This window comes from Bradyrhizobium sp. LMG 9283, from assembly GCF_045571415.1.
In the GTDB taxonomy this organism is placed as follows: domain Bacteria; phylum Pseudomonadota; class Alphaproteobacteria; order Rhizobiales; family Xanthobacteraceae; genus Bradyrhizobium.
Genome location: NZ_CP120691.1, coordinates 7,137,620 through 7,153,967 on the forward strand (window position 1 = coordinate 7,137,620; position 16,348 = coordinate 7,153,967).

11 protein-coding genes and 3 pseudogenes are annotated in these 16,348 nt (G+C 58.3%); 10 read left to right on the forward strand and 4 right to left on the reverse strand.

The genetic code is table 11. The features are described 5' to 3' along the window. Positions 1-276: 276 nt before the first annotated feature. Complete coding sequence (locus P6U29_RS33330; RefSeq protein ID WP_407114535.1) at positions 277-1,785, reverse strand: hypothetical protein; 1,509 nt, start codon at positions 1,783-1,785, stop codon at positions 277-279. Positions 1,786-2,507: 722 nt separating this feature from the next. Here P6U29_RS33330 and istA point away from each other — a divergent pair. From istA to P6U29_RS33350, 4 genes and pseudogenes are all read left to right on the forward strand, one after another. Beyond that, on the forward strand, positions 2,508-4,046 hold the full coding sequence (gene istA / locus P6U29_RS33335) for an IS21 family transposase (RefSeq protein WP_407119246.1): 1,539 nt from the start codon (positions 2,508-2,510) through the stop codon (positions 4,044-4,046). A gap of 11 nt (positions 4,047-4,057) precedes the next feature. After that, positions 4,058-4,801: an IS21-like element helper ATPase IstB gene (istB, locus tag P6U29_RS33340; RefSeq protein ID WP_407112755.1), complete on the forward strand. Its 744-nt coding sequence runs from the start codon at positions 4,058-4,060 to the stop codon at positions 4,799-4,801. Positions 4,802-4,910: 109 nt separating this feature from the next. Further along, a complete protein-coding gene (locus P6U29_RS33345) occupies positions 4,911-5,228 on the forward strand; it encodes a hypothetical protein (RefSeq protein ID WP_407114536.1) in 318 nt (105 codons plus the stop codon). Between the two features lie 84 nt (positions 5,229-5,312). Further along, positions 5,313-6,184 (forward strand): annotated as a pseudogene (locus tag P6U29_RS33350) (IS630 family transposase). On the opposite strand, the pseudogene P6U29_RS33355 reads toward P6U29_RS33350, so the two are convergent. Further along, a pseudogene (locus P6U29_RS33355) lies at positions 6,174-6,523 on the reverse strand (transposase); the annotation flags it as partial. The pseudogenes P6U29_RS33350 and P6U29_RS33355 overlap by 11 nt on opposite strands. 242 nt (positions 6,524-6,765) lie before the next feature. Between P6U29_RS33355 and P6U29_RS33360 the strand changes: the two are divergent. After that, positions 6,766-8,406: a class I adenylate-forming enzyme family protein gene (locus P6U29_RS33360; RefSeq protein ID WP_407114537.1), complete on the forward strand. Its 1,641-nt coding sequence runs from the start codon at positions 6,766-6,768 to the stop codon at positions 8,404-8,406. Between the two features lie 776 nt (positions 8,407-9,182). After that, positions 9,183-9,933, forward strand: a pseudogene (locus P6U29_RS33365) (transposase); the annotation flags it as partial. Here the strand turns inward: P6U29_RS33365 and P6U29_RS33370 are convergent. Then, positions 9,827-10,135 carry a transposase gene (locus tag P6U29_RS33370; protein ID WP_407119477.1) on the reverse strand — a complete coding sequence of 103 codons (309 nt, stop codon included), beginning with the start codon at positions 10,133-10,135 and terminating at the stop codon, positions 9,827-9,829. The pseudogene P6U29_RS33365 and the gene P6U29_RS33370 sit on opposite strands and share 107 nt — an antisense overlap. A gap of 35 nt (positions 10,136-10,170) precedes the next feature. On the opposite strand from P6U29_RS33370, the gene P6U29_RS33375 reads away from it, so the two are divergent. Both P6U29_RS33375 and P6U29_RS33380 read left to right on the forward strand, forming a co-directional pair. Then, positions 10,171-10,449, forward strand: a complete 279-nt coding sequence (locus P6U29_RS33375) for a hypothetical protein (protein ID WP_407114538.1) — start codon at positions 10,171-10,173, stop codon at positions 10,447-10,449. Positions 10,450-10,881: 432 nt separating this feature from the next. Then, positions 10,882-12,225 (forward strand): LLM class flavin-dependent oxidoreductase, encoded by a 1,344-nt coding sequence (locus tag P6U29_RS33380; protein WP_407114539.1) that lies wholly within the window; start codon positions 10,882-10,884, stop codon positions 12,223-12,225. 551 nt (positions 12,226-12,776) lie between these two features. Here P6U29_RS33380 and P6U29_RS33385 read toward each other — a convergent pair. Further along, a complete protein-coding gene (locus tag P6U29_RS33385) occupies positions 12,777-13,151 on the reverse strand; it encodes a transposase (RefSeq protein ID WP_407114540.1) in 375 nt (124 codons plus the stop codon). 481 nt (positions 13,152-13,632) lie between these two features. Here P6U29_RS33385 and P6U29_RS33390 point away from each other — a divergent pair, with 481 nt between their 5' ends. Both P6U29_RS33390 and P6U29_RS33395 read left to right on the forward strand, forming a co-directional pair. Further along, positions 13,633-15,228 carry an AMP-binding protein gene (locus P6U29_RS33390; protein ID WP_407114541.1) on the forward strand — a complete coding sequence of 532 codons (1,596 nt, stop codon included), beginning with the start codon at positions 13,633-13,635 and terminating at the stop codon, positions 15,226-15,228. A gap of 228 nt (positions 15,229-15,456) precedes the next feature. Further along, positions 15,457-16,341, forward strand: coding sequence for a 3-keto-5-aminohexanoate cleavage protein (locus tag P6U29_RS33395; RefSeq protein WP_407114542.1), 885 nt, complete (start codon positions 15,457-15,459; stop codon positions 16,339-16,341). Positions 16,342-16,348 lie beyond the last annotated feature (7 nt).

A 16,348-nucleotide genomic window follows, 5' to 3' on the forward strand; every position in this document is an offset into this window, starting at 1 on the left:
TCTGACTCCTCGGCGACGCACCTCCTTGGTAAACTTCGATGTAACCGTAATCTGCACCAAGCAAACCTATTAAACGGTCGGCCCGCACTTGTCTTTCCAGGCGCATTAAAGACGCATCAATCAGCTTGGCCACGGCCATCGAAAGTATGCGAGCATGGGCTCGACTGAATTGCTGTCGAAGACGACCCCTTCTCTGTATCTGCAGTTTAGTTGGACCTGCTTTGAAAAGTCCGCTTGCTAGCGACTTGCACCTTTATCTCCATCGACGTGATTTGTTCAGGTACGCTTAGCGCGCCAACTCGCTTGTCCGAATTGCCGCTTAAAGGTCAGGCCGCTGTACTTGGCTGAGGACGCACCCAAGTGAACGACACCTGTCAAGCTGCCGTCGCGAAGAGTCCCTTCGAACTCGTAGTCCAAGCCCAGGGGATCGCCCGGCAAATGTGAAAACAGCTTCAATTGCGATCCAATGATCTCGCCTCGGCACTTACTCGAGACCTCGGCGCCGATATGCGTGCCCGTAATATTTTGACCATCCTGTAGTAGGACGAACGCATGTACAGCGCTGCCGTGAAGAAAATCGATAAAGACCTGCCATGCTCCTGCTAGCTTCTCAAAGGCGACCTCCGGTGGTGCGGCTGGCGCTAAAGGAGGTTCTGCAAGGGCATGAATGATTGAACGGGCGACGATCTCGGCTTCGACTTTGGTCAGATTGGTCGGATCGACTACGATCCGTTGCGCGCGCTGCCAACAGTCGTGTAACACGATGCGCGGGCGCGCGCTGGCCAGCTTTTTGACGATCGCGTCGGCGTTTACTTGAAAAGTTTCAACCTGCCAAGAAACCGCTATTCGTGGATTGCAGAATACAGAATCTGGTTCTATCGCTTCGACTGAGAGGCCAGGCACGCTCAAAAATTCGTGTTCCAATATCGAAATACACTCGCGCCATCTTTCCATCGCACGTGCGGCCCCTCCCATAACCCATTGCTCCAACGCGACGTAAGCGCCAATGATCTCGTCTTTACCAACCTTCATTGACCTACCAAACGATTGGCCAGGGGGGCCGTTCAGGTACGCGGCTCTGCATAATCTTTCCGAACCAAGTAAGAAGCCGGTAGATTGCGGTCCGCTGATATACTTCCCGCCTGAATGAATGAGCAGATCGGCCCCGTTTTGAAGCCAAACGTTGGGAAAGTTTGGGGCTTCTCCGGCCCCGTCCACGATCAGCGGAATTTCCAGTTGCTTGGTGCGTAGAGCGATTTCTTCGAAGGGCAGGACCGACTTTGGAATTTCTGAAGCGACAACGCATATTGCTGCAACGTTCTCAATTGGAAGCTGGTCCAAGTCTGAGGCACGGCAGATAGAAAGCACCATACAACCGACTGCTCGAATTGCATGCTCGTAGGCCATCCGTTGATCAGCAGCGACAACCACCACCTTCTCGCCTCGTAACGGGAGCTTCAGCATTTTTTCTGGATCGTTACCCGCTACGCAAGCAGCAACAGCCTGGCTTACTGCTGCTGCACTTCCAGCGGTCACGAGCCCCCATTCGGCACCGGTGAGCGTAGCCAATTTCCGTCCAATCGCTTCCGCCAGTTCATTCAGAACGACAAAGGCTCGACCCGAAGCTTCCATTGCGGCGTGCACAGCTCGCGTTGGATTGCATCCGCCGTAGGAGGTACGCACGCCGGCGCAATTAATGATCGGTTCAACGCCAAGATCGCGGAACACTTGACCTGCGGCGGGGCTGTCCTGCGGCGCGCCATCGCAATCAATATCCAAGCTCATGCAAGCACCTCCTGTGACTCGTTACGAAGAGCCGAAGCGGATCGCATTGCTGACTTCCAGGAAGGAACCAAGAGAAGGCACGAGCGCACAAGCTCTTGAACCCGCTAGGCCAGAACTCGCCGTCCAAAGAGAGCGGCTGCAGTCAGTCTTCAAAATCTTCTCCCCGAGATCGACAAGACCCGCGCATACCGTCGGAGGTCATGAACTCGGCCATGCCCACCATCCGATAGCAAAGCGACATGCCACTTTGCCTCCTCCGTGCCACCCATGACGGCAACCCCGGACAGATGCCAGCCAGCAGCTCCTGCCGCGCCGCAAGGAAGAGCATCAAAACTCGTGCCACTTAGCTGATCGCGCCGAACACCCTTTTTTGATTGCTTCTCAATCGGCTCTGAGGCGAACACGTGCTTGGCTGAAACACCTGCGTCACGAACTCAACAAAAGCGACAAAGCGGCGTATCGATTTCTCGATGGCGGATAGGCCAGCTTGTGCTCGTTTTCGATGGCCAGGGAAACTGGGTGCTGATTCCGCTCGATGTCGCCCACCATTCCGGAATGATCTCGCCCACCGTTCCGATTTGATCTCGCCCGCCATTCCGAGATGATCTCGCCCACCATTCCGGGATGATGTCGCCCGGGGTGACGAGGCCTCTTCTGGCTCCGATACGGTCCGCCTTTCGGCTTTGCGAAGGGGGACCTGGATGCCGACGGAGAGGTTTGCGATGCGCCATGTGCGCGATGTGATCAGATTGAAGTCGGCCGGGATGCCGACCCGCGAGATTGCGCGGCGGGTGGGGACAGCCCCTTCGACGGTGCGGTTGACGATCCACCGGTTCGAGGCGGCGGGGCTGACCTGGCCATTGCCCGACGCCATCACCGACGCTGTGCTGGAAGCCCGGCTGTTCGCCAGCGCGGGAGCCGGTCCCGGCACCCGGCGGGGCCATCGCCGGCAGGCCGAGCCGGACTGGGCGGCGGTGCACCGCGAGCTCCGGCGCAAGCACGTGACGCTGTCGATCCTGTGGGAGGAGTACATCGCGGGCGAGCCCGGCGGGTATCGCTATTCGCGTTTCTGCGAGCTCTACCGCGCCTGGGAAGGCCGGCTGTCGGTGACGATGCGCCAGTCGCATGCGGCCGGCGACAAGCTGTTCGTTGACTATGCCGGCGACGGCGTCCCGGTGGTGATCGACCGGCGCACCGGCGAGCGGCGCAGTGCGCAGATTTTCGTCGCGGTGCTCGGCGCATCGAGCTTCACCTACGCGCAGGCGACCTGGACGCAGGGGCTCGCCGATTGGATCAGCGGCCACGTCGGCGCCTTCGAGGCGATCGGCGGCGTACCGGCGCTGCTGGTGCCGGACAACACCAAAGTCGCTGTGATCAAAGCCTGTCTCTACGATCCCAGGATCAATCGCAGCTATGCCGACATGGCGGCGCATTACGGCACCGCCATTCTGCCGGCCAGGCCGCGACGGCCGCGGGACAAGGCCAAGGTCGAGCAGGCGGTCCTGATGGTCGAACGCTGGCTGCTCGGGCGGCTGCGCCACCGCACCTTCCACAGCCTCGCCGACGTCAACGCGGCGATCGCCGAGTTGATGATCCGGCTCAACGAGGAGCGACCGATTAGGCGGCTCGGTGTCACCCGCCGCAAGCTGCTGGAGGAGATCGACCGGCCAGCGCTGAAGGCCCTGCCGGAGAACCCTTACGAGTTCGCCGAGTGGCGGATCTGCCGGGTCAGCATCGATTATCACGTCGAGGTCGAGGCGCATTATTACAGCGTTCCGCATCGCTTCGTCCGCGCCGAGGTGGAGGTGCGCTTCACGGCTCGCACCGTCGAGATCTTCCACAAGGGTGAGCGGATCGCCGCGCATCAGCGCATGAGCGGCAACCACAAGCACACGACCGTGCCGGAGCATATGGCCTCCAGTCATCGGCGCTACGCTGGCTGGACCATCGAGCGCATCCGTAAGGACGCCGCCTCGATCGGGCCGGCCACCGCGGCGCTGTGCGACCTGATCCTCGACGAGCGGGCGCATCCGGAACAGGGCTTCCGCGCCTGTCTCGGCATCATCCGGCTCGCCCGATCCTACGGGCACGAGCGGCTCGATGCCGCCGCCATGCGGGCGATCGATATTGGCGCGCGCACGTACGGCTCGGTCAAATCGATCCTTGCCAACAATCTCGATCGGCGTCCTTCACCCAAGCGCTCCGCGGACGACGCGCCGATCCTTCATCCCAACATCCGCGGGCCGCGCTACTACAATTAGGAGATCACATCTTGCTCACGCATCCGACCCTCGATCAACTCTACGCGCTCGGCCTGCATGGCATGGCCAAGGCCTTCGCCGACATCGAAGCCGGCGGCGAGGCCGCAAGCCTCGGCCACGCCGAATGGCTTGCGCTGCTGCTCGAACGCGAAGCGTCATTACGACGCGACAAGCGGCTGTCGAAGCGGCTGCAATACGCCAAGCTGCGCCAGGAGGCCTGCGTCGAAGACATCGACTACCGCACTCCACGCGGCCTCGACCGCAGCCTGCTGACGAAGCTGGTCGAAGGCCGCTGGATCGATGACCACGCTAACCTGCTGATCTGCGGGCCCTCCGGCGTCGGTAAGAGCTGGCTCGCCTCAGCGCTCGGCAACAAGGCCTGCCGTGACAATCGCTCCGTGCTCTACCAGCGCGTCCCGCGGCTGTTCACCGATCTCGCTTTGGCGCGCGGCGACGGCCGCCACTCCCGCCTGCTGCGCGCGCTTGGCCGCGTCGATCTCCTCATCTTCGACGACTGGGGCCTCGAGCCGCTCGACGCCGCCGCCCGCCACGACCTCCTGGAGATCCTCGAGGACCGCTACGGCCGCCGCTCCACCATCGTCACCAGCCAGCTCCCGGTCGATCAATGGCACGCGCTGATCGGCGATCCCACCTACGCCGACGCCGTCCTCGACCGCCTGGTCCATAACGCCCACCGGATCGATCTCAACGGCGAAAGCATGCGGCGAACCCGCAAACCCGACCGAAAGGCTTGAGCCTGTGGCGCTGTGGACATGCCGCTACGCTTGGACAACGCAAGAGCGTCGCCCACATGCCCACAGCAGGAGCAACAGAAAAACCAACCCGTCGAGCCGCGATTCAAGATTGACCACGCGGCTTCGCCGATGCCAGAAACCAGACAGCCAGAACGCCTCGCGCCCCGGGCGACATCAAATCGGAATGGTGGGCGAGATCATCTCGGAATCCTGGGCGAGATCAAATCGGTACACCCGGGCGAGATCATCGGAATCAGCAAACTGGGCTGATTTCACGGGCTCCAATATCAGCGTCGCCTTCCCAGCTGATACCAACCGCACAAAAATTGATGCGTTTGGTCTGATCACCCGGCAAATCGGCTACGCCTTCAACAACGTACTGATTTACGCAAAAGGCGGTGAACGCGAGGGCTTCACTAGAGCATGATCGCCTGAGGCTGAATCGATTGGGGATTCCCAAATCAGGCGGGTTCTGATTCAAGATGCTGGCTGGGCTGGAGGCCAGCATCCCATGGGGCGAGCCTATTCGCTTGATTTGCGCGAGCGGGTCGTTGCTGCAGTGGCGGCTGGCGAAAGCTGCCGGTCAGTGGCGGCAACCTTCAAGGTCAGCGTTGCCAGCGTAGTGAAGTGGTCACAGCGGTATCGGGCGACTGGAAGCGCCGCAGCCCGGCTGGGCGGCCATCGTCCCTATGTGCTGTCTTCCGAACGGGATTGGCTGCTCAAGCGGCTTGCCCAGCAACCGGACATCACCTTGCGCGCGCTGCTTGCAGAGCTGGCAGAGCGCGGGATCAAGGTCAGCTACTACGCGGTGTGGCACTTCTTCGAGCACGAAGGCATCAGCTTCAAAAAAAAGCCTGCACGCCAGCGAGCAGGATCGCCCCGACGTCGCCCGGCGGCGGGCGCAGTGGAAAAAGTATCAAGGGCGGCTTGATCCCACCCGTCTGGTCTTCATCGATGAGACTTGGGCCAAGACCAACATGACGCGCACCCACGGCCGCGCGCGCCGCGGCGAGAGGCTGGTCGCCAAGGCACCTCACGGCCGCTGGCGGACCTTGACTTTCCTCGCGGCGCTGCGCCACGACCGCATCAGCGCTCCCTGTGTGATCGATGGGCCGATCAATGGCGAAAGCTTCCTGGCCTATGTCGAGCAGGTACTGGTTCCCTCACTTAAGCCCGGCGACGTTGTCATCATCGACAATCTCGGTAGTCACAAGGGGCTTGAGTCCGATCGAGCAGGTCTTTGCCAAGCTCAAAACCTTACTCAGAAAGGCAGCTGAGCGAACCGTAGAGGCGACCTGGAAGCGCATCGGCGCCTGGTTGGATTGCTTCACGCCGCAGGAATGCGCCAACTATCTCGCCAACGCCGGATACGCTTCAACATGAAGCAATCACGTTCTAGACTTACCAGCCGATATCTGCCACTCACCGCAAACCTGCCGACCAGCTTGGGCTTCCGGCCAAGCTTCATAGCTTTCCGCGGATCAGTCCTGCAGCATCTCCTTGTCAAGCGACAGATCCGCCAACAGCTTCTTCAGCTTGGCGTTCTCCTCCTCGAGCTGTTTTAACCGCCGCGTCTCCAGCAGACCGCCACTTCTTCCTCCAGTTGAAATAGGTCGCCTGGCTAATCCGGGCCCTGCGGCAGATGTCCGTCACTGTAATCCCGTCATGGCTCTGCTTCAGGATAAACCGTCTCTGGGCGTCCGAAAACTTCGAGCCCTTCAACGTTGTCCGCTCGTCCAGCCGAGGGGATTCGGCAGCGAAAACTCTAGCCATCAACGTGGGCACTGGCGTCGCGATGGAGCACATCGAGGATATTTGCATCAGGCTGGGAAGGATGCAGGAGGTCGCGCAAAATCATCCAAAGCGGCGCAAATTGGGCGGCACGAGACCAAATTTAACAGGTTGTCAGCGTCTCAGGGCGGGTGCACTCTGTTTTGGCTTTGTTCTTCATCCGGAGTGTTTTGATGATCCCGATAAACTCGTCTCGATGCCAGTTGGCAGACCGCGTCGCAGATGAGCTGCGCGGCCTGGAGGCCCTGGAGTCGGCGTACGAAACCATCACCCTCGGGCAGCTCGTCGCAATGCAGGCGCAAAGGCACGGCTCCACGATTGCGATCGACATTTTCGAGCGCGGCGAGCGCGCTACCTACTTAGAAATGGACCGCTGGTCGAACACCTATGCGCATGCGCTGCGTGCGTTTGGAGTACGCAAGGGCGACCGCATCGGCGTAGTTCTACCAAATCGCATCGAGTTTCCGATCCTGTGGTTCGCGATTGCAAAGCTTGGTGCAGTTCTGGTTCCGATCAACACGCGCTACACAGCGAGGGAGATGGAGTACGTCCTTAGCGACACTCAGGCGAAATTTGCTATCGTCGACGAGTCTGCATGGCCGGTGTTCTCGGAAATGAAGCCTTGGCCGCAAAATCTCACTGAGGATCGGGTGATCGTTATCGGGCACCCTACTAGGGGGGCTGCTCTTGATGAGCTATTGAAGGGTTTCGACGACTTGCCCGTCGATGCGGATGTTCATCCAGACGACCTGCTCGTGATCGCGCACACCGGCGGAACTACGGGATTTCCAAAGGGCTGCATGTTGACGCACGACTGGTTCGGTGTCAGCTCGTACGCATTTGCCTGCTCCGACTATGAGCCTTGTAAGAGATACCTGTGCTGGGCGCCATTTTTTTATGCTTACGGGCAAATGCAGGTTCTGAGAGCGTACCGACAGGGAGGCACGCTGTACCAGGCTCAGCAGCTCAGTTCGACGCGGTTCATCGATTGGATCAATAAGTTCCGAATCGAGTCGTGTCTGTTGCCGGAGCTTGTTGCACGTCAGGCCAAAGCGGACGCATTGAAAAGTCTGAGGCAGGTCGTGTATTCACTTGGGTGGAGTGCCGAGGCGATATCCCAGTTCCGCGAGCGTTTCGGCGTGCGTGGCCAGAACAACTACGGCATGGCAGAAATCGGAATGGGTACACAATTCGTCGGAGATATTCCGCAGATGGAGGATACCTGTTCGGTCGGCCATCGTGCGCTTTTTCGGGAGCTGCGGCTCGTCAACGAAGATGGCACGCTCGCGAAAACCGGAGAAGTCGGCGAGTTGTGGGTGAAGGGGCGGGCCATCTTCAAGGGATACTGGGGCAAACCGGAAGCGAACGCCAGCCAATTCGAGGGCGACTGGTTCAAAACCGGAGATCTGCTGTGCCGCGATGAACTCGGCTTTTATTGGTTCGAAGGTCGTAAGAAGGAAATGATACGACGTTCGAACGAAAATATCGCTGCTCGCGAGGTGGAAGCGATTATCCGCGAGATACCTGAAATCGCAGATGTGGCCGCCGTGCCGGTTCGCGATATGAGACGCGGCGAGGAAGTCAAGATCTATGTGGAATTGAACCAGGGCGTCAAGCCCGCCGACCTGCCGGTCGAACGCATTCTTGAACACGCTCGAGCGCGTCTCGCCATGTTCAAGGTGCCCCGGTACATCGCTTTCATTCCCGCGCTTCCAAGAACCACATCTAGTGAGAAGGTGATGAAACGTGAGTTGATGGCGGTGAGCGATCCGCTTGCCGGCACCTACGACAGTGAGGAAAAGCGCTGGCGATAACCGGGTTGGGCGAGGCGGTTCGTAGGCGGGCGGCAGTTCGGTTCTGCAATCACCACCCTAGCACACGCGGAGGTCTGCCCCTCCGGCATTGGGTCGATCATCGGGAAATATTTCAGCCAGCCGTGTCCATCTACTCGGCGTCGCCGCCTACCGCGTATATCCGTTGATCCCCTTGCGATCGCGACAATAGTTCTTGCTTGATAACCGCGGCTGGCGACGCGCAGCGGCTCATGGACTTTTTGAGGAGTCTAAGCGCGCATTCATCGGTCCGCCCAAAAGGTCATGTCCTTGTGTCCAACAGCCAACTGAGCACGTTGAGATCACCTCTGGCAGGGTGACGCATGCTGCCGCCAGCAGGCCATAACCTACCGACTTTCCGCTTCCCCGCAAATAACGCGGCATCTTTCTTTCGCGCCGGCGCGAGTGTGGCATTGGCCGAGCCTTAGGTGCGATAAAGTGGGGTATGCCAAGCACTCGTTATAGAATTTCAATTTCTTCGAGGCGCCCCGTGTCGCAGCCGTCCACACCGACAACGCTCTTGGCATCTATGGCGCGCTCGATTGCAGTTCATATGTCGTGAGGTTCTTGCTCGCGGCAGTGCTTGTATTCAGATGATGCGGCTTGACCTTGTCGTCGATTATGATCGCCTCCCTCGCGAGCGGCATCGTTACCCTCACAGCAGATTGGAGAACTAAGCTGGTCATCAGGCTCGTGAGACCCGCCCGCGCTGAGCTTGCCGGTTTGAAATTCGTTCTGGCCCAGACTAGGACTAGAGCATGAAGCGCAACCGCCTTTCGGAAGAGCGGATCATCGGGATTTGAAGGAGCACGAGGCCGGTGTTTCAGTCGCCGATCTGTGGCGCAACCATGGCGTCAGCGACGCCAGCAGCTACAAACGGAAAGCCAAGTTTGGCAGGATGGATATCTCGGAGGCCAAGTGACTGAAGACGCTGGAGCATGAGAAGACGCGACTCAACCGGCTTTGGTCGAGTCTATGCTGGACAACTCAGCCTTGAAGGATCTCTTGGAAAAGAGATCTCTTGGAAAAGAGATAGCGACGCCCGTGACAAGCGGAAAGCTGTCGCGCATCTGCGAGGACTCCTTCGGGGGATGTGCGAACGGCTGGCGTATAAAGCTATCGGCTGTTGCCGCATGACCATGAGATACCGGAACACCATCCGTCGCCAAGGCATGCGAGCGATCGCTCAGGAGCGCCGCGGCTTCGGTTATCGACGCCTGCACGTGCTGCTCAAGCGGTTGGAATACCTGGTCAACCATAAGAAGCTGTTCCGGCTCTACCGGGAAGAAAGGCTCGCGGCGCGCCGCGGAGGCGGCCGGAAGTGAGCGATTGGGACTCGGGCGCTGAAGACAGTGCCGATGGCACCGAACGACCGCTGGTCGCGACTTCGTCTCGGATCAGCTCACCGATCGCCGCTGCTTCCGCATCCCGACCGTGCTCGACGAGTGCACCCGCAAGTGCCTGACGTCGGTGGCCGACATCTCGCTGTCTGCCTCCCGGACGGCTCAAGCAGGGCTTCGATGCAGCCGTCTCCAAACCGCGAGCGTGCCTTTGGGTACCGAACGAAACTACGTGCTCCGATGACAAGCAAGTGCCTGAGACAGGAATCGCCCTGTTTTGTAATCCGGCCGAGCCGATCCTTCCTGTCGGTGGAATTCTGCTTAGGGGTCAGGCCAAGCCAGGCCGCGAACTCCCGCCCGGAGCGGAACATGGTCGCGTCCGGCACGGTCGCGGCCAGAGGCCGTTATGGGACCGATCCCGAGAATCGAGGACAGCAAGTTCGCCATCGGAATTTACTCGCTGGATCTGAGCAAGCTCGCGTTCGATGGCCTCGACCTGCCGGTCCAATTCCTTCAGTTGGTTCACAAGGACCGCCAGTACAATGCGGGCGTGCGCCGGTCGCGTCGTTCCCTCGTCATCATGGCGGGCGCTCGGCTCGATCAGAAACAGACTGTTTCGAGCCTTATACCGTTGTGGTGGCACAGCAGGCACAACATCAGGGGCTGCAAGCGATACCCGTATTAGGCCAGCAAACCCACACGTCTTCGGTCGCGATGAATCTGTTTGGCTACGAGGCACCTCTTATCGGCTCTGCAACAGCTGGCTGGTCGTTATGGCTCCGTATCTTACCTCCGGCAAATCGAACGACCTGACACATTGAGGCTTGCTATGCTGATGAGGTGGCGCGGCGATGGCTTGTAAGCGACGTGAAGATCACGGTTGTAGGCAGATCCAAACGATCGAGGAGTTACCAGGTGCAACAATTTTTTCTCCGATCAACTACCAACGCTGGTGATTGATAGAGATAACAGGAGCATGTCACCTATCGCATCGACAGGCGTCGGGTGGGTGACTCGGGGGCTATAGGTCCGCTACAACATTGCATTGTCGCCGGCCACACAACTCATCAGCTGAACGCAGTGGCGAGGACAATACAATTCAAGAGAAAGATACGACATGCAGCGCAATCACGAAATGAAGCTGGGATTGTTCATCGTTCAGGCAGGACACAACGAAGGCGCATGGCGCGATCCGAACGTGCCAGCGAATGGCGGCGTTGATATCGACCATTATGCTCGTCTGGCGGCCCTTGCGGAGACCGCGGGATTTCATTTTCTGTTTCTCGCCGATAGTCCAAGCGTAATGGACCCAGATCACGCTACCATAGCTCGTGTGGGCCGCAATGATGGGTTCGAGCCAATCACGCTATTGTCGGCGCTTTCATCGCGAACACAAGACATCGGGCTTGTCATAACAGCGACGACGACGTACTGCCAGCCTTATAACCTTGCGCGCATGTTAGCATCACTTGATCATCTATCGCGCGGACGTGCGGCGTGGAATATTGTCACCTCGGGATTTAAGTTTGAAGCCGCAAATTTCGGGGAAGAGGCACTTCCTGATCATGACACGCGCTACCATCGAGCGAGAGAATTCGTAGAAGTTGTCAAGGGTCTTTGGGATACATGGGAAGACGACGCTTTCATCCGCGACAAGAGGAGTGGTATCTTTGTTGACACAACGAAGATGCATTTGCTTAACCACAGAAGGGACTACTTATCAGTCAGAGGCCCGCTAAACATCGCAAGACCGCCTCAAGGATATCCTGTCTTGGTTCAAGCCGGCGCATCTGATGTCGGAACAGAATTCGCTGCAGAGCATGCTGAGGTTGTATTCTCTGTCGCGCCTTATTTGGAATACGGCAAGAAATTCTACGAAACTCTCAAAGAGAAAGCGCGCGCACGTGGACGGAAGGACAATCAGGTACTGGTCATGCCAGGCATCGTTCCGATCGTTGGCAGGACCAAGCAGGAAGCCTCCGATAAGCTACAAAGATTCCAGTCGTATACGCACATCGACGTTCTAATTGGCACGGCCGAGCGTTTGCTTGGGTATGTCACCGACCTACGTTCAACGGACCTCGACTCATTGGTCCCCGAGGCGCTACCGCAGACGAATTTCATCCAGAGTCGTCAGAAGGTGCTTCTCGACCTAGCCGTACGCCAGAAGCTCACTTGGAGACAGCTAATCCGCTTTATATCTGACAGCAAAGGTCATCTGATGGTTGTTGGAACGCCGGACGAAATTGCCGATGCCATGGTGGATGCCTTTGATCACCAGGCGGCTGATGGATTTAATGTTATGCCCGCTACATTTCCCGGTGGACTTGAGGATTTCGTCGAGCTCGTCGTTCCCGAATTGCGCCGACGAGGCAAATTCAAGCCAGCATATTCCGGACAGACACTACGAGAGAACCTCGGTCTCAAGCGGCCACCTAATCGGTACAGCAGTCAGGCATAAGCAGTCGTCCATCAATTGTCCAAGCCGTTGAGCGGATTTCCAGCTTTTCACGAGTGTGCGTTTTGAGATGCCGTTGACGACCCTGAAGGGCCTAATACCCATCTGAAAATGCTAGACCTCCCAGCCACAACCAATTCACACTCTACCCGCTCCAGCAATGCCGGGACTGAACACCCAGCGCTTAGTACTACGGCGCGGGCGAAGCTCTCGCGGATGGAAACAGAAACTGCGCGAACAGGAGTACCAGCGCGCTCTGGTGAGGGTCCTATGAAGAATGAATTGGATCGGTGAGCAAGGATGAGACTCTCAGTGTTCCGACGAGTTTGCTGTCCGCGCCGAGCCCCGGAGGCGCGCCGCAGGTGAGAGAGTTTAGAGCGACGGCGCTGGCTAAGCGATCATTGCTGTCGGTGTAATATGATTTGTCATCGGGGCGCTCCCGGAAATGTTTGCCGAACTGCTGTTGCGCATTAGTGCACGATGGGCTCAGAGGTCTGCGGTGTTTGATTCACCGATCCCGCCGGTTCTAATTGATTCGCAAAGTTGGCAGGACGCTAGTCGGGGCCGAAGCGATCAAGCTGGAGCTGTTCATCACCGGTCGACGTCCGTCTTAAGCGCAAGCGGCCGCGTGGAACCCTCTTGGTTTTGATCATGTCTTCGTTGCGTAGTTTGCCGCGCAATGCGTCGAAGAAGACCACTGGATATATCGCGTCGAGTGGTCTGCAATCTCCGCATTTGGTCGAGGAGCGCGCCGACGACCCGGCTGGCCGAGGCGGCAAAACTTCTGCTTCATACAGTTCGGCCAGGTGACCCTGGATCTCCGCACTATTCAGGCCGTGGGCGTACAGGCTCTCAAACACTTGTCGAAGCCAATAAGACGCCGGCGAAGCCGCCGAAGCGGTCGCGAAGCATCGCAATCTCGATCTCACTGTCGTCCATCAAGATCGTCTTCGGGATCGCCCCGTTCCGACTATTGTCGTCTCGCAGTCGGCGGGGTCGCGTGCCTTTCGACGGCGATGTTCGGCGAAGAAGCCTTCTCAACTTCCTCGATGGTGATAGCCGGCCTTCGTGCGCTTAGCGGTTCGTGAAGAACAGCGATCGACAACGATTACCAACTCGTCGGGTTTGCGGGCAACGCCTCGATCAAAGCGCCGCCACACCTTGAATTCTGAATGCCGACACAATAAGTCGATACTACATTCGTTACTAGAGTAGGTAGTGTCTCGATCCTCGTTAATGAGGTAGATCAATTACTAATCTGCTATACAGGCAAGCCGTCGGGAAAACTATCTGAGGCTCCCCCAATTTTCGAATGTTAAATCCTACAAAATTGACGCAAACCCATTTGCAAGAGCGCATAGCAAATGCGTTGCTCAAGGCGAGGCATTGGAATCCACATGTGAGACTGTCATGATCGGGCAGATGGTTTCAATGCGGGCGAGACCGTACAGCTCGCTTACCGCAACTGACGTCTTCGAGCGCGGCGGGTGTGCCCCCAACTCCGAAACGGACCTTTGTTCCAACGAATATGCAAATGCGCTGCGCGCTTTCGGCGTCCGCAAAAGTGGTCGCATCGAATTCCCACTCATGTGGTTCGCGTTTGCGAAACGCAGTGAGGTGATGGTGCCGATCAACATCCGCTACACGTTTAGGGTGATTGAATACGTCCTCAGAAATACGCAGGCCAAGTCCGCTGTCGTGGACGGGGCCGCATGGTCAGTGATTTCGACGATTGAGCGTTGGCCGTACCACCTCGCCAAGGAGCGAATAATTCTCATTAGACAGCCTTCTCGCGGGGCAGTCACGAATTTCGATGCATTGCTCAACGGTCGCGACGGTTCTTCGGTGCAGGAAGACATCCGCTCCGACGACCAATTGAACATTCAAAATACCTGGAGGAAAACGAGATTTCCCGAGGACTGCATGTTGGCCCCCGACTACTGGAGTGTGTTTTCGTGCCAGGAAGCGTGTTGGTGCGAGCAGCCGTACTTTAAGTGCCGATCTACGCAGCCTTTCTTCTATTTCGATCCGCCAGTGCATCTTCTGAAGTCGTGTCGACACGGCGGCACGCTTTACCTCGGTCCGCAACTCAGCTCGATGCGCTTCGTCTGCTGGGTCAAGCAGCATCGTATCGAGTGGTGCCAGGTTCCCGAGATGATAGCGCGCCGGGCCGAGGCCGCCGACGAAGACGGAGCGCCATGCCTTAAGCACATCCTGAAATGGGGCTGGCGTCCTGATACGGTATGGCAATTCCGAAATCGGTTTCGAGTGCGTACCGACGAAGCGTACGCAATGACGGAAATCGGTTTCGGCACACAAAGGCCGAACCAGCCTGACGAGCTGGCCGACTCGGGTTCGGCCGGGATTCGCGGTCCTTTTCGGGCGCTGCGGCTGGTGAACGAAAATGGCAGCCCCACGCCGATCGGCGACGTCGGCGATCTGTGGATGAAGGGGCGCGGGATCCTCAAGTGCTATTGGAATGGACCGGAACCAAATGCCGCGTCATTTGCAGGCGGATGGCTCAAGGCCGCCAATCCGATGCGTCGCGATGATTTCGGCGAGCAATGGCCGGTGGGACGCAGGAAGGCATGGCGCGCCGCTCGAGCAAGAACATCGCTGCAAAAGCGGAGGCGGTCATCCCCAAGATTGCGGATTTGGGCCGCCGTGCCCATTTGCGATGTGAAGCGCGGCGAGGAGGCCAACATTCACGTCGAACTGACGGACGGCATCAAGCCAGACAATCTGGTACTGGCGCGCGTTTTCAATGCATGTTCGTGCGCACTTGCCGCGTTCAAGACGCCGCGGTACGCCGCATTCACACCGACGATTCCTAGAGCCAACCCCAGCAATACAGTGCTCAAACGGGAGCTGATCGCCGTAAATGATCCGGTGGCGGCATGTACGACAGCGAGGAGACACGCTGCGGTGAAGCCGAATGTTCACCTCAATTCGCGCACGCCCGCAGCAGCCAATGCGATGATTCAACGATCAAAAGTATTGCCATGATCAGCGCCAGCGGTCCGTCCATTCGCTCGACGCAGTGGTCGATAGGTATCCGGAGATCACCTTCCTCGATCTTGGTTGCCGTCGACACCGGATTCGCGGCCGCACTAAACACGCGGAACGGATGGCAACAGCGCCGCCATGGCTACACAATCGGGCATCCACATGCGTTCGCCACCGGCACGGGTTGGCTCTCACGGCATATAAACGGGCATATAATAGGAGTTCTTGATGTCTCGGAAAATCATAGTCACGTGCGCAGTCACCGGTGGGAACGCTGCGGTCCTTGCGAAGCACCCAAATATTCCGAAGACGCCGCCGCAAATTGCGGATGCAGCGCTGGAGGCAGCAAAGGCGGGGGCTGCGGTCGTCCACATTCACGTTCGCGATCCAGACACCGGAGCCCCCTCGAACCGCTTTGAGCTATATGAGCAAGTCGTCAAGAGGCTCCGGGACGCATCTACTGATGTCATCATCAACTTGACTAGCGGAGCCGCCGGAGAACTGGCGCTCGATTCCGTCGATCCGATAAAAATTGGTACAGCAACTACACTTAAGAAACCTACGGAGCGGTGCCTCCACGCCGTGAAACTTCAACCAGAGCTTACTAGCTTGGATTGTGGTACCATGGCCTTCGGGGAACGGATTTTTGTGGCACGAATGTCGGATCTGCGAGAGCTTGCGAAGCTCATGCGAGAAGCCGGCGTCAAGCCTGAGCTTGAGTGCTTTGATCTGAGTCACATTGAAACTGCTAAGAAGCTCATATCGGAAGACACAATTGACGCTCCTCCCATTTTCCAATTCTGCTTCAGTACCGGCTATGGCGCTCCCGCTGTCCCCGTTGCTGTGCAAGCGATGCGAGAGCTTCTGCCGTCAGGGGCCGTCTGGGGCGGATTCGGCTGCGGTGTCGACGAAATGCCTATGGTCGCACAATTAGTGGCAATGGGCGGCCATGTCCGCGTTGGATTGGAGGACAACATCTATCTTCGACGTGGCGTGCTGGCATCCAACGCCGAACTCGTGGACAATGCCGTTGGGATCATTGAGCGCATGGGCTCCAGCGTCGCCACGCCAGCTGAGGCGCGGGCAATTCTTGGCGTTGTAAAGCGAGGATAGCCGTCGG

Coding starts and splice junctions, on each gene's coding strand:
- P6U29_RS33330 (WP_407114535.1), bottom strand. CDS start 1,785: ATGAGCTTGGATATTGATTGCGATGGCGCGCCGCAGGACAGCCCCGCC.
- istA (WP_407119246.1), top strand. CDS start 2,508: ATGCGCCATGTGCGCGATGTGATCAGATTGAAGTCGGCCGGGATGCCG.
- P6U29_RS33360 (WP_407114537.1), top strand. CDS start 6,766: ATGATCCCGATAAACTCGTCTCGATGCCAGTTGGCAGACCGCGTCGCA.
- P6U29_RS33370 (WP_407119477.1), bottom strand. CDS start 10,135: ATGTTCCGCTCCGGGCGGGAGTTCGCGGCCTGGCTTGGCCTGACCCCT.
- P6U29_RS33375 (WP_407114538.1), top strand. CDS start 10,171: ATGGGACCGATCCCGAGAATCGAGGACAGCAAGTTCGCCATCGGAATT.
- P6U29_RS33380 (WP_407114539.1), top strand. CDS start 10,882: ATGCAGCGCAATCACGAAATGAAGCTGGGATTGTTCATCGTTCAGGCA.
- P6U29_RS33390 (WP_407114541.1), top strand. CDS start 13,633: ATGATCGGGCAGATGGTTTCAATGCGGGCGAGACCGTACAGCTCGCTT.
- P6U29_RS33395 (WP_407114542.1), top strand. CDS start 15,457: ATGTCTCGGAAAATCATAGTCACGTGCGCAGTCACCGGTGGGAACGCT.